General features: G+C 62.0%; 14 protein-coding genes. 8 read left to right on the top strand and 6 right to left on the bottom strand.

Annotated elements, in window-relative coordinates; translation table 11 throughout:
• Nucleotides 1–127 precede the first annotated feature (127 nt).
• From pvdO to pvdM, 3 genes are read right to left on the bottom strand one after another with little or no spacing between them, the layout of a single operon-like run.
• Nucleotides 128–1,036, bottom strand: a complete 909-nt coding sequence (gene pvdO / locus BBF94_RS02215; RefSeq protein ID WP_065257426.1) for a dihydropyoverdine dehydrogenase — start codon at nt 1,034–1,036, stop codon at nt 128–130.
• Nucleotides 1,037–1,070: 34 nt separating this feature from the next.
• Nucleotides 1,071–2,351: a pyoverdine-tailoring periplasmic protein PvdN gene (gene pvdN, locus BBF94_RS02210; protein WP_065257425.1), complete on the bottom strand. Its 1,281-nt coding sequence runs from the start codon at nt 2,349–2,351 to the stop codon at nt 1,071–1,073.
• Nucleotides 2,348–3,718 (bottom strand): pyoverdine-tailoring dipeptidase-like protein PvdM, encoded by a 1,371-nt coding sequence (gene pvdM / locus BBF94_RS02205; protein WP_065257424.1) that lies wholly within the window; start codon nt 3,716–3,718, stop codon nt 2,348–2,350. Before pvdM ends, pvdN begins: the two co-directional genes overlap by 4 nt.
• 174 nt (nt 3,719–3,892) lie before the next feature.
• Between pvdM and pvdP the strand changes: the two genes are divergently transcribed.
• Nucleotides 3,893–5,512 (top strand): pyoverdine maturation tyrosinase PvdP, encoded by a 1,620-nt coding sequence (gene pvdP, locus BBF94_RS02200; protein ID WP_065257423.1) that lies wholly within the window; start codon nt 3,893–3,895, stop codon nt 5,510–5,512.
• Between the two features lie 128 nt (nt 5,513–5,640).
• On the opposite strand, the gene BBF94_RS02195 is transcribed toward pvdP, so the two are convergent.
• From BBF94_RS02195 to BBF94_RS02185, 3 genes are read right to left on the bottom strand one after another with little or no spacing between them, the layout of a single operon-like run.
• Nucleotides 5,641–7,035, bottom strand: coding sequence for an efflux transporter outer membrane subunit (locus tag BBF94_RS02195; protein WP_065257422.1), 1,395 nt, complete (start codon nt 7,033–7,035; stop codon nt 5,641–5,643).
• A 7-nt stretch (nt 7,036–7,042) separates the two neighbouring features.
• Nucleotides 7,043–9,016 (bottom strand): MacB family efflux pump subunit, encoded by a 1,974-nt coding sequence (locus tag BBF94_RS02190; RefSeq protein WP_065257421.1) that lies wholly within the window; start codon nt 9,014–9,016, stop codon nt 7,043–7,045.
• On the bottom strand, nt 9,017–10,189 hold the full coding sequence (locus tag BBF94_RS02185; protein ID WP_065257420.1) for an efflux RND transporter periplasmic adaptor subunit: 1,173 nt from the start codon (nt 10,187–10,189) through the stop codon (nt 9,017–9,019).
• Between the two features lie 335 nt (nt 10,190–10,524).
• Here BBF94_RS02185 and BBF94_RS02180 point away from each other — a divergent pair, with 335 nt between their 5' ends.
• From BBF94_RS02180 to BBF94_RS02150, 7 genes are all read left to right on the top strand, one after another.
• Entirely contained in the window at nt 10,525–11,007 is a 483-nt protein-coding gene (locus tag BBF94_RS02180) for a sigma-70 family RNA polymerase sigma factor (RefSeq protein ID WP_065257419.1), read from the top strand.
• 133 nt (nt 11,008–11,140) lie between these two features.
• Nucleotides 11,141–12,478: a lysine N(6)-hydroxylase/L-ornithine N(5)-oxygenase family protein gene (locus BBF94_RS02175; protein ID WP_065257418.1), complete on the top strand. Its 1,338-nt coding sequence runs from the start codon at nt 11,141–11,143 to the stop codon at nt 12,476–12,478.
• 505 nt (nt 12,479–12,983) lie between these two features.
• Nucleotides 12,984–15,683: a magnesium-translocating P-type ATPase gene (gene mgtA, locus BBF94_RS02170; protein ID WP_065257417.1), complete on the top strand. Its 2,700-nt coding sequence runs from the start codon at nt 12,984–12,986 to the stop codon at nt 15,681–15,683.
• A 54-nt stretch (nt 15,684–15,737) separates the two neighbouring features.
• Complete coding sequence (locus BBF94_RS02165) at nt 15,738–16,454, top strand: MgtC/SapB family protein (RefSeq protein WP_065257416.1); 717 nt, start codon at nt 15,738–15,740, stop codon at nt 16,452–16,454.
• A gap of 109 nt (nt 16,455–16,563) precedes the next feature.
• A complete protein-coding gene (locus tag BBF94_RS02160) occupies nt 16,564–16,995 on the top strand; it encodes a chemotaxis protein CheY (RefSeq protein ID WP_065257415.1) in 432 nt (143 codons plus the stop codon).
• Between the two features lie 144 nt (nt 16,996–17,139).
• Nucleotides 17,140–17,766, top strand: coding sequence for a response regulator transcription factor (locus BBF94_RS02155; RefSeq protein ID WP_065257414.1), 627 nt, complete (start codon nt 17,140–17,142; stop codon nt 17,764–17,766).
• A gap of 41 nt (nt 17,767–17,807) precedes the next feature.
• Nucleotides 17,808–20,999: a transporter substrate-binding domain-containing protein gene (locus BBF94_RS02150; RefSeq protein ID WP_225875030.1), complete on the top strand. Its 3,192-nt coding sequence runs from the start codon at nt 17,808–17,810 to the stop codon at nt 20,997–20,999.
• Nucleotides 21,000–21,002 lie beyond the last annotated feature (3 nt).

Raw genomic sequence — 21,002 nt, 5'->3', positions numbered from 1 at the left:
AGCGGCAAAGGCCTGCATCGGCTGCGGGCGTCGCCTGGGTGACGTAGAGGGCAGTGGCGCGCCGCAATGGATCGCGCCATCTGTAGAACGACTGGCGGGAGGGTTAATTTAGCGTGGCGATGGCGGGTTACAGATCCCGGGCGACCCGGAAGCCGATCCAGTCGCCACGTTCGGTCGGCACCAGCGCATTGCGATTGCCGGAGCGTGAAAATACCGGTGCTTCGCCCCAGTCGTTGCCGCGAATGCGCCTGAATTCACACTTGCCGGTCAGCCAGGCGCTGCCGTCGCTCGGCGCGCCTTCGTAGTTTTCGTTGTAGCAGTCGGCGGTCCATTCGTAGACGTTGCCGTGCATGTCGTACACGCCGAAAGCGTTGGGCGGGAAACTGCCGGCGGGGGCGGTGAAGTTATAGCCGTCGGCGGCGCCATAGGTATTGGCGTGTTTGGCGATGCTGTATTCCTTGCCCTCGTCGAACGGGAAGGGAAACGGGCCGCTCGTGCCGCCCCGGGCCGCATATTCGCGCAGGGATTCACTGACCAGTCGATAGGGTTGACCGGTCTTTTTCGACAGCCAGGCCACGTAGGCGTTGGCTTCGGCGAAGTCCATGCACACCGCCGGATGCCGGTCGGTGTACTGCTTGCGCGGGTCACTGCCGGCGTAGTCCGGAACCCCGGCCTTGCACGCGCGACCCGGACGATCATCGCCGTCAGGCATGCGGTAGCCGGTGTCCTTGAGGTAGGCGAACCATTCGCCCTTGAGCACCTGGAAGCGGCTGATGGCCAGTGGTCTGGCAAAGGTCACCGGGTGCATCGGACCTTCATCGGGCTCGCGGCCCACTTCATCTTCCGGAGTGCCCATGGTGAAGGTGCCGGTGGGCAGCACGACCATTTCCGGACAGTCCTTGCAGTCCTTGAACACCTTGCCCGGTGCCGGCGCAGTGGCCGCTTGCGCAGCGCCTGGCAGCAGGCTCGCGGCGAGGGCGGCGAGCAACAGCGCCGGCAGGGTTTTCACGGCAGAACGAGGCAGTTCACTGTTCATTTCGAGTCTCGTCAAAGGGAAGGAAATCGTTCGCTCACAGCGCCCGGTCGAGCACCGCCAGCAGGCGGTCGATCTGGGCTTCGTCGTTGAGCAGCCCCGGCGCCGTGCGGATCACCGGCCCGACATCGCGCTCCACGGCATCGGCCACCACCTTGTTGGCCATCAGGTGTGCGGCGATCCTGTCGCTGTCCTTGCCCTTGACCCGGAAGAAGGTGAAACCGGCGGAAAATTCGGGGCTCAGCGGCGTGACCAGTTCGATCTGCGGCCGTTGCAGCAGGCGTTTTTTCAGGTAGCTGTTGAGTTCGTGAATGCGCGCCTGCACGTCGGCCTTGCCCAGTTGCAGGTGCAATTTGAACGCTTCGGTCAGGGCCCAGCGATGCTCGAACGCGTGGTAACCGCCCGGGGTCATGGTGGTCGAGAAGTGCTCGGCCTCGGAAAAGGTCGGGATGATCGGCGTGACGTATTTCACGTCCGTCGTGCGGCTGACCACGATCCCGGTGCCGCGCGGGCCGAACATCCATTTGTGGGTGCCGGCAACGAAGAAGTCGCAGTTCATCGCCGGGAAGCTCACGTCTTCTACACCAAAGCCGTGCACGCCGTCGACGACATACACAATGCGGTCGGCCTCGCTGCGGCCACGGTTGTGTTTGTCCACCAGCGCACCGATATCGGCGAGCGGCAGTTTCACGCCGCTGCCGGAATGCACCCAGCACATGCCCAGTACGCGGGTTTCCGGGCGGATACTGCGGTCGATATTGGCCAGCAGTTCTTCCTTGCTGATCCGGTACGGGTCCTTGAACAGGCGGATCTTGCGCACCCGGGTGCCTTCGCGCCGGGTGCGCAGTTCGAGGATGGTGTGGGTCGCGTAATGCTCGTGTTCGGTGGTGAGGATTTCCTGATCGGCGCGCACCTGCACGCCGCCATAAATCATCGCCAGCCCTTCGGTGGTGCTGCCGGTCAGGGCGATCTGCCGGGCATCGGCCTGCACGTAACGGCCCGCCCAGGTGCGCACCTCCTCTTCGCGTTTTTCGGTGACACCGTGGTCCCAGTCCATGGCCAGCCCCGGATTTTTGTCGAGGGCGACGCGGTGCATTTCGATCGCCTCGCGCACCGGGCGCGGATGGGTGGTGACCAGGAAGTTGGAGAAGTGCAGCCAGGCCGGATCCTGATCGAACAGTTGCTGCAATTGCGCCCACTTGTTGCGCGGCAGAGGCGCAGCGGTCGAAGCGTTGGCGATGTTCGGCAGGCTTGCGCCCAGCGGTAGTGCGGCAGCGAGGATCCCGGCCTGCTTCAGAAAGTCACGACGGTTGCTCATGGTCTGGCGACTTCCCGGCTCGAAGCAATCGCCGGTCTGGCGGCTTTCTCGACCTGATCCCAGACCCGCAGGAAATTGCCGCCCCAGAGTTTGGCGATGTCAGCTTCCGAGTAACCGCGCGACAGCAGTTCAGCAGTGACGTTGCGAATCTCGCTGACGTTCTCCCAACCTTTGACGCCGCCGCCTTCGTTGAAGTCCGAACTGATGCCGACGTGGTCGATGCCGATCTTGCGCACGGTGTAATCGATGGCGTCTCCCAGGTCCTTCAGGCTGGCCTTTGGTTCTGTGTCGAGGATGGCGTAGAGCTGGCCGGCGTATTCGCCGAACTTCTGCTCCGACCACGCCGAGATGATCGGATCGCCCGGCATCAGCGCGAAGGCCTGATTCGGCAGCGGCGGCAGATCGAAGCGCTTGCGCAGTTCGTTGAGTCTGTCCTGAGTGCCTTGGGTCAGCGGACGCAGGTACTGCGAGAAACCAACGATCTGCACCACGCCGCCGCTGTTCTTGATCAGTTGCAGTTCCTTGTCGCTGAGGTTGCGCGGGATATCGACCATGGCCCGCGGTGCCGAGTGCGAGGCCACCAGCGGCGTGCGGCTCAATTGTGCGACTTGCTCCAGGGCCTTGGTCGACATCTGCGACACGTCGATGATCACGCCCAGGTCGTTAAGGCGCTTGACCGCCTGCTTGCCGATATCGGAAAGACCGTCGAGAGCGTCCGGCGAGTCATTGAAAAACGGCAGCGGGCGCGACGAGTCGGCCCAGTCGTTGTTGCCGATATAGCTGAAGCCGAACATGCGCATGCCGCGCGCCGCCCACAGGTCCAGCTGATTCAGGTCATGACCCAGCGGGTAGGCGTTGAGCATGCTGATGAAAATCGCGAACTTGCCTTCGCCGTGCAGGCGCCGGAAGTCGTTGGGGGTGTAGGCGATGCCGACCTGATTGGGAAAGTCGCGGACCATCCCGGAGATGATCTTGTAGCGGACTTCCTGCTGGTTGCGCGCCTCTTCGACAAAACCGGCGGTGGGCTTGTGCGGGGCGTTCGGGCCGTTCCAGATTTCCGGCCAGCCGAAAATCGTCAGCGCCGCACCGGACAGCCGTCCGCGATTGGCCTTGACCAGGTCGAACTGCTCGCTGCCGTCCTTGTCGATCTCGTTGCCGGTGGTGCCGAAGTTCTGGGTGATGGTGATGTGGCTGTCGAACGAGAGCATGTGTTCGTGCAGTTCTTCGGCCTGCTGCATGACTTTGACCGGGTAGCCGGGGTTGTCCTTGAACCAGATGTCCCAGACCGCGAAACCGGCACCGGCGCTGATCGCCAGGGCCAGCGGCAGGCCGATGAATAGAGCCTTTTTCGAACGTGGTTTTGTCATTGCCATCTCAGTCAGGTTCGCTGTCGAGGTACAGGCGCAGAGGCCTTTGCTATCTGGGAGGAACGAGCGGGCGCAGGAAAAAATTAGTCGTGGTTGCCGGCGCTTAAATTTGTCCGGGCAGCAAACGTTCTAGCTGGGATAAAGCCTGCTTCAGGGCTGAATACAGGTAGGGCAATGAGGATTTCTCGACGATGGTTCATGGCAGGCCTGGCGCTGACCGGCGCTGCCGTACCTGCAGCTTATTTCGGGCATCGTGAATGGACGAAGCCCGACCCGACGATCACGCCCGGAGAGGCGTCGTTCGATGTCGCCGATGTGGCCGGGCAGCGCCTGGCGAACGCATTGCGCGGGGTCTGGAAGATCCGTTTCAGCGGTCGTGATGCGGGCCTCGACGGATTGCCGAACGAGGGTCTGGAGGTGTTTCTGGATATCGGCCAGAGGGGCCGGGGCGTGTGCGGGTTTCTCGACACGCCGGAGCGTTTGCGTTCTGCCGAAACACCGCGCTACCGGATTCTCGGCGATCTTGCCGGGGCCGAGGCGTCGAAGCTCAGTTGGCGGCTGCTGGGCGCCGGGGGCAGTGTCGATTACGAACTGAACATGATCCTCGATGAGGTCTGGGCCGATTTCGGCAACGCCGGCAGCGGCAGCCTCAGCGGCACGGTGCAGCGTCTCGACCGCTCGCTGGCCTTGCCGGTCCAGGATCACCGCTTCATTGCGGTCAAATGCCTGTTCCCGGAAGCACGACAACGCACACCGCTGAATCCGACGCTGCTGGCGTGGCTGGTGTCCCCCGAGCATCGGCTGTTTCACCAGGTCTGGCATGCGACGCGGGACAAGTGGCACACGCTGTCCGAAGACAAGCGCAACGCCTTGCGCGGCCTCGGCTGGCAACCCGGTCCTCGCGATCAGGAGCGCGATGCTCGCGGTCCGCGCAAGGATCGCAACGGTTCGGGAATCGATTTTTTCTTCATGCACCGGCACATGCTCGGCACCGCGCGCTCCATGCAGGATCTGCCGTCCTGGCAGTTCTTCCCGCTGCCGCAGCCGGAACTGGTACGCGATCGTGTCGGGTTCGCCCGTTATTTCGACAACCACGACGGCACCTCGCTGCCGCCGACCTGGCTGGCCGAGGGCGATGACGAGTACGCGCAATGGGTCAGTGACCTGAAGACCGCCGAGACCTATCAGAGCAATTTCGAAGTCTGGGAGTCGCAGTACCGCGATCCGCAGTACCTGTCGAAGCTGACCCTGGGCCAGTTCGGCTCCGAGGTGGAACTGGGTCTGCACGACTGGTTGCACATGCGCTGGGCCTCGGTGCCGCGGGATCCTTCCAATGGCCAGCCGGTGCCGTTGGCCCGGGATCTGGATGACTTCGCCGCACGCTGGTTCGCCCCGGAGAACGACTTTCTGGGCGACCCGTTTTCATCCCATGTGAACCCGGTGTTCTGGGCGTTTCATGGCTGGATCGACGACCGTGTGGAAGACTGGTTCCGCGCTCACGAGCGCTTCCATCCGGGGCAGGTTTCGCGACTTGAGGTCAATGGCGTGAAATGGTTTGCGCCCGGGCGCTGGGTCGAGGTGGCGGATCCCTGGCTTGGCCCGACCACTCATGGGTGCAGCACGGTGCCGGGCCTGCAGGTGGGCAAGTCGGTGGAAATGGACCCGGAAACCATGAAGCTGGCGCTGCGCATCACCTTTGGTGAAGACGAGAAGAAGCTCGAAAGCCTGTTCCGGCGCGTGCCGAAACGACCATGGTATGCGCGCAATCTGACGGCCAAGACCGGCGCGGTCTGAGGGGCCACGCTATCGTTGATTCGCTGAACCTGGCAGGCTCGCTCCCACAATGAGCGCATTTCATCTGAATGGACGCGATCATTGTGGGAGCGAGCCTGCTCGCGAAAGCGGTCGTGAGTTCGCTGCGATTACAGCGTCTGCCACCCGCCGCCCAGCGCCTTGTACAACGCCACGCTCGCCTGTAATCGCGACAGTCTCAGTTGCACATTCAGATCCTGTGCCGCGTACAGCGTGCGCTGGGTTTCCAGCACCGTCAGCAAATCCTCGGCTCCCGCCTGGTAGCGGCTCTGAGCGATATCGAAGGCAGTCTGCGCCTGATTCAGCTCTTCACTTTGCCACTGGCGCTGTTGATCGAGCCCGCGAATCCCGTTGAGGGCTTTTTCGACATCGGCGAAGCCGTTGATGATTGCCCCGCGATAGGTTTCCAGCAGTTCTTCCTGGCGGGCCATGGCCTTGTCGCGTTCGGCGCTCAGGCGGCCATTGTTGAAGATCGGCGCCACCAGCCCGGCGGTGAGGTTGTAGAAAGGGCTGCGGATAATGTCATCGAACTGATTGGCCCCGGAGCCGAGCTGCGCAGTCAGGGTCACGGTCGGCAGCATGGCCGCGCGGGCGACTTTGACGTCGGCCTGCGCCGCTGCCAGTTGCGCTTCGGCGCGGGCGATGTCCGGACGCCGATTGAGCAGATCGCTGGGCAGGCCGGCGTCGATGCTCGGCCATTGCAACCGGTCGAATGACTCCGTGCTGGTCTGCAACTCCTGCACGGGGCGGCCGAGCAGGGCGGCGAGGCTGATCACGGCATCCCGGGCCTGCTGTTGCACCAGCGGTAATTGTCGTTGCTGCGCGGCCACCAGACTTTTCTGCTGAGCCAGTTCCAGTGCGGTGGCCGAGCCCGAGTCGAAGCGGGTCTGCACCAGTTTCAGTACGTTCTGCGCGTTGGCCAGGTTCAGCTCGGCGATGCGGCTTTGCTCGCGCAGCGACAGGGCCTGGGCATAGGTGCTGGCCACGCCGCTGAACAGGGTCAGCTCGACGGTCGCTCGATCGAATTCGCTGGCCTGCAGGGCGAATTGCGCGCTGTCGCGGGAGGCGCGTTTACCACCCCAGAAATCGATTTCGTAGGACGCGCTCAGGTTGGCGTCGAAGTAATCCACCGCCCGATTGCTGCTGTCGGCATCGAGCTGGTTGTAACCGTTGCCACGCAGCAGTTTTTGCCGATTGGCATTGGCCCCGGCTTTCACTTCAGGCAGTTGCGAGCCGCCGGCAACCACCGTGCCGGCCTGGGCCTGGCGGACCCGGGCCACGGCGGCGGCGAGATCGAAGCTGCCGAGACGGGCCTGTTCGATCAGGCGGTCGAGCTCGGGGCTGGCGAACTGTTTCCACCAGTGCGGATCGATGCGGGCAACGCTGGCCGTGTGGGGCGACTGCCACGCAACGGGCGGTTGCAAGCCGCTGTCGGGACGCTGGACGGAACTGCCGCAGGCGCTGAACAACAGGCACACGGTCAACAGGCTGAGGCGCGGTTTCATAGAACGATCATTCACTGGTAAGGGCCGTGACCGGGTCGAGCCGGGCGGCTTTGCGGGCCGGCATGAAGCCGAAGACGACGCCGGTCACGAGGGCGCAGCCAAAGGCGCCGAACACCGCCATCAAGGAAAACGCCACGGCGACTTCGCTGAGAATCAGCACGCCGCCGACGATCAGCGCCAGGGCGATTCCGGCGAGACCACCGACCACCGAAAGCATCACGGCTTCGGTGAGGAACTGACGCAGGATGTCCCGCTGCCGGGCGCCGGTGGCCATGCGAATGCCGATCTCGCGAGTGCGTTCGCGTACGGTCATGAGCATGATGTTCATCACGCCGATCCCGCCCACCAGCAGCGAAATCGCGGCAATCGAGCCGAGCATCAGCGACAGGGTGTTTTGCGTGCGCGCCTCGGCCTGGATCATCGCGGCGTTGTTGGTCAGTTCGAAATCCTTCTTGCCGTTGTGCAGACGAAGCATCAGTTGTTCGATGGCGTGTTCGGCTTCCTTGACCTTGCGGGCATCCGCCGCGGCGATGGCCACGTATTCCGGATTGCGCGTGCCGAACAGCCGCACGCTGGCGGCGGAGTAGGGAATGGCGATGCGGTCATCGCTGTCCTGATCCCCGGAGCTCGCGCCTTTTTCCTGGAGCACGCCGACCACCTGGAACGGCACGTTCTCGATCAGGATGTATTGGCCGATGGGGTTGGGCACATCCTTGAGCAGTTTGTCGCGAACTTTCTTGCCGATCACCGCCACCGCGCTGGCGTTGCGCTCGTCGGCATCGGTGAAGTAGCTGCCCTCGACCACCGGCCAGTTGAAGATCGCCGGGAAGTTGGTGTCGTTGCCGCCGACGTAGCTCATGTGGTCGGCGTTGCCGAACCGCACACCGGCCTCCGCGCCGTTGACCGGCATGATCCGTTTGACCTGCGGCAGGCTGGCCAGCGCCGCCACGTCATCGAGGGTGACGATGCCCGGCGGCGTGCGCGGATTGGGCGCCGAGCCGCTGAGATAAATGATGTTCGAACCGAACGCGCCCATTTGCGCCATGACCTGACGTTTGCTGCCTTCGCCGACCGCGAGCATGACCACCACCGAGGCGACGCCGATGATGATCCCCAGCAGGGTCAGTGCCGTGCGGAAACGGTTGATCCACATCACCCGCCAGGCGGCGTGCAGGGCGTCCACCAGTTCACCTTTCCACGCGCCGGACGCTTGCGCGCCTTCGCTCAGACGCTGGCGCAGATCGACGGCCTGCAGGGAACCGGGGTTGGCCGACGTCCGGGCTTCGGGAGTGTCCCGGGCGCTGTCGCTGATGATCAGGCCGTCGCGGATTTCGATGATGCGCTTGGCCCGGGCTGCTACTTCGCGGTCGTGGGTGATCAGGATGACGACGTGGCCCTGGCTCGCCAGTTCGTCGAGCAGCGCCATGACTTCCTTGCCGCTGTGGCTGTCGAGGGCGCCGGTGGGTTCGTCGGCAAGAATGATGTGCCCGCCGTTCATCAGCGCCCGGGCAATCGACACCCGTTGCTGCTGACCGCCGGACAACTGGTGCGGACGGTTGCCGGTACGCGATGCGAGCCCGAGGCGGTCGAGCAGGGCGGCGGCGCGGGCGTGGCGTTCGGCGGCGGGTGTACCGGCGTAGATCGCCGGCATCTCGACGTTTTCCTGGGCCGAGCCGGACGGAATCAGGTGGTATCCCTGGAACACGAAACCGAAAGCCTCGCGGCGCAGCCAGGCCAGTTCGTCGGTGTCGAGGCCGGCGACGTTTTCCCCGGCGAAGCGGTATTCGCCGGACGTCGGGCGGTCGAGGCAGCCGAGGATGTTCATCAGCGTCGATTTGCCGGAGCCGGATGCGCCGACGATCGCCACGAACTCCCCGGCGTGGATCGACAGGTCGATCCCGCGCAACACATGCACTTCAGGCGCATCGCCGCCACCGTAGGATTTACGGATGTCCTGCAGGTCGATCAGGGGCGTTTGCATTCAGCCTCCGTTGCTGTCGGCCGGGCCGACCAGCAAGTGATCGCCTTCGCTCAGACCTTCCAGCACCTGGACTCTCAAGCGGTCGCTGATGCCGGTACGCACTTCGCGGGACTGAATCTCGCCATTGGCGGCGATCACCTGCGCGGTCTGCCGGTCGGCGGTGGCCGTGCCTTGCAGGGCGGCAAGCGGCGCGGTGAGGACGTCCTTCGCCTGGCTGGCGACGAAGAATACCTGGGTGGTCATTTCCGCCATCAGGGCGTTGTCGGCGTTGTCGACATCCAGCAGCACCGTGTAAAGCACCACCCGGGCGCTGCCGCTTTTGCTGGTATTGGCGGGGCTGCCGCCGCCCTGGCTGGTCTGGTCCAGTGGCTTGGGCGGCACCGGCAGGATTTGCCGCACGGTGCTGCTCCAGCGCCGATGGCCGCCGCTGAGGGTGGTGAAGTAGGCGGTCATGCCGGGTTTGACGTGGCCGATGTCGGCTTCGGAGACCTCGGCCCACACGGTCATCGGCGACAGTCTGGCGATGCGCAGGATCAGCGGTGTCTGTTGCTGCGCGTTGAGGGTCTGGCCTTCACGGGCATCGAGGGCGACCACGGTGCCGGCCATCGGCGCGTAAATGCGGGTATAGCCGAGTTCGGCCTGGTCGCTGCGCAGGCTGGCTTCGGCCTGGCGGATCTGTGCCTGGAACATGTCGATGCGCGCCTGGGTGGCTTTCAGTTCGGCGCGGGCGGTCTGCACGTCTTCTTCGCGGGTGGCGCCGCCGGCGGCCAGGTTTTGCTGGCGCTGGTATTTCTGCTGCGCCAGTTCGTGCTGGGCCTTCTGTTCCTGTAACTGGGCCTTGAGGTTTTCGATGGAAAAACGTCCGGCGTCGAGTTTGGCTTTCTGGGTCGACGGGTCGATCTCCACCAGCAGTTGGCCTTCCCTGACCACGTCGCCGACTTCCACGTGGATCTTGCGGATCTGCCCCGATGCCTGGGCGCCGACGTCCACATAGCGTCGCGGTTGCAGGGTGCCGAGTGCGGTGACGCTGCTTTCGATATCGCCACGGGTCACTTGCACCGTGGCGTACTTGTCCCGGCCGGGAGGCAGGATCTGCCAGGCAGCGTAAGCGGCGACGGGGATCAGACAAAGGGCTGCGAGCAGTGCGCGTCGGGCGGGGCGGGGACGTTTCATGCAGGGTTCCGGCCAGTGGAAATCGGCCCGTCGTTCAACACGCGTGCACAGGATCGGGCACCGTGGAACGCTGCCGCAGGGCGCGGCAGACACGGGGAGCTGTCCTGTTAACGATGAAAGCGGAGGGGAATTTAAGCGGTGACACAGGTTGTTACAGCAATCCGAAGGTATAGCCGAACCTCTATTTTTCGGGCAACGACAAACACCACTTTAAATCTATATGAGAATTACTATAAATTACGCACCTCAAGTTGCCACCACATTGCTACTGCCGCAAACGGCGGGGCTCAACGGTGTGCTCAAGGACAGGACCCGCACTCGAGCGGCCGGGAGTCATGTTGGAAAACTACTATCGCGAGCTGGTGTGTTTCCTGAACGCCAGGCTCGGCAACCGACAGGTGGCCGAAGATGTGGTGCATGACGCTTATGTGCGGGTGCTGGAGCGTTCCAGCGATACGCCGATCGAACAACCCCGCGCCTTCCTCTATCGCACCGCGCTGAATCTGGTGATCGACGACCACCGGCGCAATGCCCTGCGGCAGGCCGAATCCCTGGAAGTACTCGACAGTGAAGAACGCTACTTCACTCCGTCGCCCCACAATACGCTTGATCATGGTCAGCGCCTGGACATGTTGCAGCGGGCATTGGCGGAGCTTGCGCCACTGTGTCGCGACAGCTTTCTGCTGCGCAAGATCGAGGGGCTGTCCCATCCCGAAATCGCCGAGCGCCTGGGCATTTCCAAGGCGCTGGTGGAAAAGCACATCGTCAATGCCATGAAGCATTGCCGCCTGCGGATCAAGCAATGGGACGCCCACTGAGCCGTCGTCGTTAAATTTTATTTCACTGTCCTCGTTCCTACTCAACAGACGACCTGCTGTCCTGCTCAGGGCCGGCCGGTCACCCAAGCTCTTCCTCCGCGCTGTTCGGGGGTTCATCCAGAGGACACTGGAAATGACACAGGCAATTGCATCGCCCATCGTTCACGACCTGATCGGCGTCGGTTTCGGCCCTTCGAACCTGGCGCTGGCCATCGCTCTGCAGGAGCGAGCCCCGACCCTGGGCGAGCTGGATGTGCTGTTTCTCGACAAGCAACCGACCTACAGCTGGCACGGCAACACGCTGTCGACCCAGAGCGAGCTGCAGATTTCTTTCCTCAAGGATCTGGTGACCCTGCGCAATCCGACCAGCCCGTACTCGTTCGTCAATTACCTCAAGCACCATGGTCGTCTGGTGGATTTCATCAACCTCGGCACCTTCTACCCGTGCCGCATGGAGTACAACGACTACCTGCGTTGGGTGGCCGCACAGTTCACCGAACAGAGCCGTTACGGCGAAGAAGTGCTGACCATCGAGCCGGTGCTGCACAACCATCAGGTCGAAGCGTTGCGGGTGATTTCCCGTGGTACCGACGGTCAGCAATGGGTGCGCACCGCGCGCTCGGTGGTAGTGAGTGCCGGTGGCACGCCGCGTATTCCTGAATCGTTCAAGGCGCTCAAGGGTGATCCTCGGGTGTTCCACCACTCGCAATACCTGGCGGAGATGGCCAAACAGCCCTGCGTGAACAACCAGCCGATGAACATCGCGATCATCGGCGGCGGGCAGAGCGCCGCGGAAGCCTTCATTGATCTGAACGATTCGTTCCCGTCGGTGCGGGTCGACATGATCCTGCGCGGTTCGGCGCTTAAACCGGCAGACGACAGCCCGTTCGTCAACGAAGTGTTCTCGCCGGAATTCACCGACCTGATCTTCCAGCAGAAGAGCAGCGAGCGTGAGCGTCTGGTCAACGAGTACCACAACACCAACTACTCGGTGGTCGACATCGACCTGATCGAGCGTATCTACGGCATCTTTTATCGCCAGAAAGTCTCCGGAATTGCCCGCCATGCGTTCCGCACCCTGACTACCGTCGAGAGCGCCGCCGCTACCGATCGCGGGATCGAACTGACGGTGCGCAACAACGCCACCGACGAAGTCACCGTGAGCATCTACGATGCGGTTGTGCTGGCCACCGGTTACGAACGTCAGATGCACCGCAAACTGCTGGCGCCGCTGGAAGAGTACCTGGGCGACTTCGAGGTCGATCGCAACTACAGACTGATCACCGATGAGCGCTGCAAGGCCGGTCTGTACATGCAGGGCTTCTGCCAGGCCAGCCACGGCCTGAGCGACACGCTGCTGTCGGTCCTGCCGATCCGCGCGGACGAGATTGCCGGTTCGCTGTACGAGCATGGCAAGAACCGCGGGCACAGCCGTTCGGTGACGGATTTGTTGCTGGCCACTGCCAGCTAACCATCCTTTCAGCCTCCACACTGATCGTTCCCACGCGGAGCTTGGGAACGATCTTCGGTGTAATCCTGAACCCTTCCTGAACACCCGCCACATTCCCCGACACACTTCTTTTTGCGGGTTTACTCTCCAGACATCGGGGCGTAAGCTTCGCGCGTTTTCATCAATAGCGGAGACCCACAGTGGGTACTTGTTCGAGTGACAGTTGTCGGCCGGTCCTTGTAACCGGCAGATTCTCGGCAAGATAACGCGCATTCCTTTGTGCCGTTGTCTCGCCGAACAGCGAGCAGCGGCATCCCGATCATGGTCAGTTGAGACCATGTCCCGACGTCCTTCTCACCGACACTGAAAAGAGCGTGGTTTCGACTTCATCGTCGCTATCGCGGCCCTATCGACACGCCTGTCTTTTTTGACCGGCGCGCCAGGCCTTGCCGTGCCGGTTGCTCCGGTGCAAGGGGCTGGACGTACCTGCCTGACGGTTTCCCGGCTGACCACAGGGGCAACAGCCATGAAACTTACGCTCAAGGAATTTTTCGCAGGTTTCCTGCGTACCCGCCACATCGCCCGGCACTTCCGTCGCCTGGCGTTGCTGGAGAACCTCAAAGACACCACGGTCAGCCGTGAAGTGCCGCCCACCCTGGCCAACACGCTGGTGGACGCCGCCCATTGCGACAGCGGCGTGCTGCTGTCGAATCTGGGTACGCACACCGACGGTCTCACCGATTTTGAAGTCGATGCGCTGCGCGCGCAGTTCGGCCTCAACGAAGTCGAGCACGAGCAACCGCTGCCGTGGTGGACCCACCTGTGGCACTGCTACAAAAATCCGTTCAACCTGCTGCTGACCCTGTTGGCGGTGATCTCGTGGCTGACAGATGACCTGAAAGCCGCCATCGTGATCTTTTCGATGGTGGTGCTCTCGACCCTGCTGCGCTTCTGGCAGGAAAGCAAATCCAACCAGGCCGCCGACGCGCTCAAGGCCATGGTGAGCAACACCGCCACGGTGATGCGCCGGGACGAGCCGCGTGCCGAACTGCCGATCAAGCAATTGGTGCCGGGCGACCTGATCGTGCTTTCGGCCGGTGACATGATTCCTGCCGATTGCCGGGTCCTGAGTGCCAAGGACCTGTTTGTCAGCCAGGCTGCAATGACCGGAGAATCGATGCCGGTGGAGAAGTTTCCCCGTCAGACGGACCTTGATACCCGCAATCCGCTGGAGCTGGACAACATCCTGTTCATGGGCACCAACGTGGTGTCCGGGACGGCGGTGGCGGTGATTCTCACCACTGGCAACAACACCTATTTCGGTGCGCTGGCACTGCGGGTCGGGGCGACTGATCGGGCGGTGACTTCGTTCCAGCAAGGGGTGAACAAGGTCAGCTGGCTGCTGATCCGCTTCATGTTTGTCATGGCGCCGCTGGTGCTGTTCATCAACGGTTTCACCAAGGGCGACTGGACCGAAGCATTGCTCTTCGCCCTGTCGATCGCCGTGGGCCTGACCCCGGAAATGCTGCCGATGATCGTCACCTCGACGTTGGCCAAGGGCGCGGTGTTCCTGTCGCGCAAGAAAGTCATCGTCAAACGCCTGGATGCGATCCAGAACTTCGGCGCCATGGACGTGCTGTGCACCGACAAGACCGGTACCCTGACCCAGGACAAAATCTTCCTGGCGCGCAATGTCGATGTCTGGGGCGAAGACTCCGATGACGTGCTGGAAATGGCTTATCTGAACAGCTACTACCAGACCGGCCTGAAAAATCTGCTTGATGTGGCGGTCCTGGAACACGTGGAAATCCATCGTGAGCTGAAGGTCGGCACGGCGTTTCGCAAGGTCGACGAGATCCCGTTCGACTTCAACCGCCGGCGCATGTCGGTGGTGGTCGAGGGGCGCGGGCAACCGCATCTGCTGATCTGCAAGGGGGCGGTGGAAGAAGTGTTGTCGGTGTGCACACGGGTTCGTCACGGTGAAGTCGACGAAGCCTTGAGCGATGAATTGCTGGCGAGGATTCGTCAGGTCACCGCAGCCTTCAACGCTGAAGGCTTGCGCGTGGTCGCGGTGGCGGCACGGTCGATGCCGGAAGGTCGCGACACTTACAGCCTGGGCGACGAGCAGGAGCTGACGCTGATCGGTTATGTGGCATTCCTCGATCCACCGAAGGAAAGTACCGCGCCGGCACTCAAGGCTTTGGCCGAACACGGCGTGGCCGTGAAAGTGCTGACCGGCGACAACGAGCTGGTGACCGCCAAGATCTGCCGCGAGGTAGGCCTGGCGCAGCAAGGTCTGTTGATGGGCAACGACATCGAGCGCATGAGCGACGCGCAACTGGCGGTGGCCGTTGAAACCACCAACGTGTTCGCCAAACTGACGCCGACCCACAAGGAACGCATCGTGCGCATCCTCAAGGGCAACGGCCACGTGGTCGGGTTCATGGGCGACGGCATCAATGACGCACCGGCCCTGCGTACGGCTGACATCGGTATTTCCGTGGACAGCGCGGTGGACATCGCCAAGGAAGCGGCGGACATCATCCTGCTGGAAAAGAGCCTGATGGTGCTGGAGGAGGGCGTGCTGGAAGGGCGCCGGACCTTCGCCAACATGCTCAAGTACATCAAGATGACCGCCAGCTCGAACTTCGGCAACGTGTTCTCGGTGCTGGTGGCCAGTGCGTTCATCCCGTTCCTGCCGATGCTGCCGATGCATCTGCTGGTGCAGAACCTGCTGTATGACATTTCGCAGATCGCGATCCCGTTCGACAACGTCGACGACGAAATGCTGAAACAGCCACAACGCTGGCAGCCGGGGGATGTCGGACGCTTCATGCTGTTCTTCGGCCCGATCAGTTCGATCTTTGACATCACAACGTTCGCCCTGATGTGGTACGTGTTCGATGCCAACACCCCGGATCACCAGACCCTGTTCCAGTCCGGCTGGTTCGTGGTGGGGCTGCTGACCCAAACGCTGATCGTGCACATGATCCGTACGCCGAAGATTCCGTTCCTGCAAAGCCGTGCCGCCATGCCGCTGCTGGTGATGACGGGAATCATCATGACCGTGGGCATCTTCCTGCCGATGGGACCGCTGGCGCACTACTTCAAACTGCAGGCGCTGCCATCGATGTACTTCGTGTTCCTGCCGGTGATTCTGCTGGCGTACATGGCACTGACCCAGGCCGTGAAAGGCTTTTACATCCGCCGGTTCGGCTGGCAGTAACAGGTAAGAATCCCCCCTTGTGGGAGCAAGGGGGGCGGTTTCAAGGAGTACGACATGCAAGCCATCAACAACATCAACCTCGATTCGCTGCTCGACACGCTGGTCAGCCTCAGCGCCGCTTTCGTGCTCGGCGGGCTGATCGGCTTCGAACGGCAGTACCGGCAACGCACGGCGGGCTTGCGCACCAACGTGCTGGTGGCGGTGGGCGCAGCGATTTTCGTCGATATGGCCAATCGTCTCGGCGGTGCCGAAGGTGCGGTGCGGGTGGTCGCCTACGTGGTGTCCGGCATCGGATTTCTCGGCGCCGGCGTGATCATGCGTGAAGAGGGCAACGTACGCGGTCTCAACACCGCAGCGACGCTCTGGACCTCGGCAGCGGTCGGTGCCTGCGCCGGCGCCGACCTGCTGGCCGAAGCGGTGCTGGGCACCTTGTTCGTGCTTGCCGCGAATACCTTGCTGCGACCGATCGTCAACAACATCAACCGTCAGCCACTGGATGTGGTTTCGGCGGAGGTGACCAACATTGTCTATGTGATCGCCCGACGTTCGCAGCAGACAGCTGTTTTCGCCTTGCTCGAAGCCGAACTGGAACGCAGCAACTACCCGGCCAGTGATGTCGATGTGCATGCCTTTGGCGCCGACGAGATCGAGATCGAAGCCACGCTTGCGACCACTTCTGTGGATGGCGATGAACTGGACGCGCTGGTGGCGCGAATCTCCACCTCGAACCTGGTGGTGCAGGCGTTCTGGAGTCCGAGCACGACGGAGTGACATGCTTGATCCGGATGAGTGACGGTTTTTTTCAGAAAAGTCCTACAGAGTGTATCCCGATGCTTGGGTAGTCTTGCCGCCACTTGAAGTGACTGGCGGGACGTTCACGATGACCGACAAAACCTTGCGTATTCTGATCGCCGATACCCGGCATTTTCACCGGATGAAGATCGAGCGTCTGTTCAACGGCCTCGACTACTACCGCATCGCACCGGTTCAGAACCTCACCGAGCTGCTGACATTGGTCGATTACGGTTGCCAGCCGTTCGATGTGTTGGTGTTGAACGCCGAGCTGGCGGGCGGGATGCCGGATCTTTGCGGGTATCTGTTCGATCATCCGCAAGTCCGGCATGTGCTGGTCTATGGTGAGACGGCGGATGTCCCGGCCGTTTCCGCACGGTACCGGGACAGAATTGCCATCAGCCACATCCCGTTGCCCTCGATGAGCGCCATCGCACAGCTGATGGCGTCGGTCGAGGCTTGCCGTGAACATTCATCGCCTATGTGCCCGGCAACTTCCTTTGCGCAACTGCGCGCCTGATCACGATTTGGTCCGGTACGCAACTGTCAGGTCTGACAGGTGCTTCGCCGTGCCTGCCGTGCAAAAGTTGTAGCGCAGCTGCCAGTCGTCCCGTTCATGCAGGTTCAGTGGCGCCAGTGTCAGGCATTCGCCACGGGAGTGGTTATGGGTTCAGCAATGGTCGTCGATGATCATCCGGTGGTAGCCGGTGCCGTCCGTATGGTTCTGGAATCGGTGGGTTATAAACCGGTTCATGTCGCTTCGAGCGGTGTCGATGTGGTGCCGATGATTCGCGAGCATGCGCCGGAACTCATCGTACTTGACCTGAAACTCACCGGCATGGGCGGTCTGGAAGTACTGGAACGCATCAGAGCCATCGGCCTGATCTGCAAGATCGTGATTTTTACCTCGGCCGACCCGCAGCATTACATGGCCCGTTGCCGACGTGCCGGTGCGATGGCCTTCGTCACCAAGTCCGCGGAATTGCAGCAACTGCAGAACGCAATCAAGGCTGTCCGTTCCGGTTACAGCTATTTTCCTGAAGCGCCCGTGGGGTTCGCGGGGCCATCGAGTGTCGACGGCAATGAGCGCGAACTGATCGACCGTCTCTCGGATCGTGAATTGCACATTCTGCTGCAACTGGCACTCGGCAAACCCAACAAGGACATCGCCATGGAAATGAACCTGAGCCACAAAACCATCAGTACTTACAAGACTCGTCTGATGTTGAAGCTCGGCGTCAGCTCGCTCGTGGTGCTGCGAGAGTTTGCCAGACGCAACCATCTGCTCTGAGAGGCTGACCCGTGGTGAGGTCGCTGCGACTCATTCCTCTGTTGATCTTCCTTTTTGCAAGTGCGGTACAGGCATCCGGCGCTGCGCAAAAACTGGAAATCGTCTCCCGCATCCGGCTGGAAGGTGTTCAGGTACGGCTTGACGAGCAGGATCGACAGTGGCTCCGGGCACACCCGGTATTGCGCATCGGCGCTTCCGGGCCGGACTATCCCCCCTTCGAATTGACCCGCAACAGGCATGAACTGGAAGGCCTCACGGCCGAATACGCCGACGCGATCGCACAGGTGCTGAACGTCGGGATCGAAGTCTGGTGCTACCCTGATCGCGAATCCGCCATGGCCGCGCTCAAGGCCGGGGAGCTGGACTTGCTGGGCACCTCGAACAACTATGAGATCGCCGATCCCCAGCTGATGCTGTCCCGCGCCTACGCCGAAGATCAGCCGATGTGGGTGACCCGGCTCGATGAACCGATACCCGATGATCTGTCAGGCAAGCGCATTGCGATGGTGGATGACTACCTGCCGGCTTCGACCATCGTGAAGGCTTACCCGCAAGCCGTCCTGCAGCGTTATCGCTCGATCCTCGATGCCCTGGGTGCCGTAGCATTCGGTCGGGATGATCTGTACCTCGGTGACTTCATCAGTGCCGGCTATCTGATCAACACCAACTTTCACAATGACCTGCAACTGGCCGGCCCTTCGGGCCTCGATGCAAACCCTTTCGCTTTTGCCCTGACGCGTGGCAGCACTCGTTTGAAACGTCTGGTCGACAAGGCCCTGTTGGCCATTCCCATGGAGCAGCGCCTGGCCATGGAGCTGCGCTGGAGTGCCGGTCGTGCGGACATGGCAGGACAATCACGGGTCAGTCTCAGCAGCAGTGAACAGGATTGGCTTGACCGGCATCCGAGTGTGCGGGTCGGTGCGATCGAGGATTTCGCCCCGTTGACGTTCTTCGATGCGCGGGGGCAACTGCAGGGGCTTGCAGCGCAGTTGTTGAATCTGATCAGCCAGCGCAGCGGTCTGAAGTTCGAGATTGAACGGGGACAGTCACTGGACAGACAGATTGAGCAATTGAGGGCCGGGGAGCTTGATCTGCTGCCTGTGGTGACCCCTGGCAGCGAGCGTGAACGCGAAATGCGTTTCTCCCGGGCTTATCTGAACAATCCGTTCGTCCTCGTCAGCGGGATATCGGCGTCCGGTGTGAAAACGCTGGATGACCTGGCAGGCAAGAGGCTGGCGATCTATCGCGGTCACCCTTTGCGCGATTATCTGCTGGAGCGAGTACCGCAGCTCGGATTGGTTGAAGTACCAAGTCCGGCGGCCGGGATGGAAGCCATTGTCAGCGGGCGGGCCGATGCCACGCTGAGTTCGTTGATCGTGGCGCGCTATCTGATTTCCCGGCAGTACCGGGGGCGTACCCGGATTGTCGGTACGGTGGGGGACCGGCCTGCCCGGATCGCGTTGGCTACCGCGCCGGACGCGGTGGCATTGCACTCGATTCTGAACAAGGCGCTGTTGAGCATTGCGCCGAAGGAAATCGACGCTCTGGTCGAGCGCTGGGGTCGTGATGCAGTTGCCGATGACAGTTACTGGCAGCGCCATCAGCAGAAAATCCTGCTTGGATTTGCCGTTGCGTCAGGATTGCTGCTGCTGGCATCGGCCTGGATTGCCTTTCAGCGCCGGCAGATTCGCCAGCGCCAGCAATGGCTGCTGCAACTGCAGGAAGCCAAGGATGCGGCGGATGATGCCAGTCGGGCCAAGAGCACTTTTCTGGCCGTCATGAGTCACGAAATCCGTACGCCCATGAATGCCTTACTGGGCATGCTCGAACTGGCGCTCAAACATGCCGATGAAGGTGTGATCGATCGCCCGGCGATGCAGGTGGCGTCCACTGCGGGGCAACAACTGCTGGCATTGATCGGCGATATTCTCGACATCGCACGCATCGAGTCAGGTCATCTGTCGCTGGCTCCCGAACGGACCCATCTGCGTGAGACCGTGTTATCCGTGTGTCGGGTTTTCGAAGGACTGGCGCGCCAGAAACAGTTGTCATGGTGCGTAGAACTGGATGAGCGCAGCGAGGTCGAGGTGATGCTCGATGCGCTGCGGTTCAAGCAGGTGTTGTCGAACCTGCTGAGCAATGCGATCAAGTTCACCGATGAAGGCGCAATCGTCCTGCGGTTGCGCATTTACGATGCGCCCGAGGGGCAGGTGGAAGTGGGAGTGATCATCGAAGACAGTGGTCGGGGAATCAGCGCCGAAGATCAGCAACGCTTGTTCAACCCGTTCGTGCAGGTCGGCAGCCAGCCGGTGTCGGCTCGCCATGGTTCCGGTCTGGGCCTGGTAATCAGCCGCAACCTGTGCCGGATGATGGGCGGTGACTTGTGGCTGACCAGCGCTCCCGGGCGAGGTACGCAAGTCATGTTGCGTCTGGAACTGCCGGTGCTTGAGCCTCTCGATCAGAAGGACGCCAGGATACCGGTGATGACAGCGGCGAAATCGCTGTATGTTCTGGTGGTGGACGATCACCCGGTCAATCGCCTGTTGCTGTGTCGGCAGTTGAGCGAACTCGGGCATCGATTTGTCGACATCGAACACGCTGAACAGGGACTGGATCTGTGGCGCGGCCAATCTTTCGATGTACTGATCACCGACCTCAACATGCCCGGGCTCAACGGTTATGAGCTGGCGCGAGTGATTCGCGAAGAGGAGGCGGCGACGGGCAGCAAGCCCTGTCTGATTCTGGGGTTTACCGCCAATGCACAAATGGAAGAAAAACAGCGATGTCTGGCAGCCGGAATGGATGATTGCCTGTTCAAGCCGGTTTTGCTGCGGGAACTGAGCCTGGCGCTGCTGGGCGCAACACCGGACGAAACACAGCCCGTAGCCATGGACGAGCAGGGATTGCCCGGTTTCGATCTGAATTCGCTGTTGCAACTGGCGGGTGCGGACAACCCGCTCATCGGGCAATTGCGTGAGGAGATGCTCAGTAGTCTGCACACCGATCTGGAACGGCTGGACCAGTCGGGTCGGAAAGGTGATCGCGCAGCCCTGAAGGATCTGGCGCATCACGTCGCCGGCGGAGCGCATATGATCGGTGCCGAACGCGTGGTCCACGCGTGCCGGGTGCTCGAACAGGCTTGCCGTGCGGAGGCGTCCGACGCAGCGCTTGAGGCTGCCATTAATGCGCTGCGCGAGGCCATGCACGACCTCGCGCAGCAACTTCAGGCCTGAGCG

This window comes from Pseudomonas bananamidigenes, assembly GCF_001679645.1.
GTDB lineage: Bacteria > Pseudomonadota > Gammaproteobacteria > Pseudomonadales > Pseudomonadaceae > Aquipseudomonas > Aquipseudomonas bananamidigenes.
The sequence above is the reverse complement of the archived record's forward strand: the minus strand, read 5'-3'. Positions and strand labels throughout refer to the sequence as shown.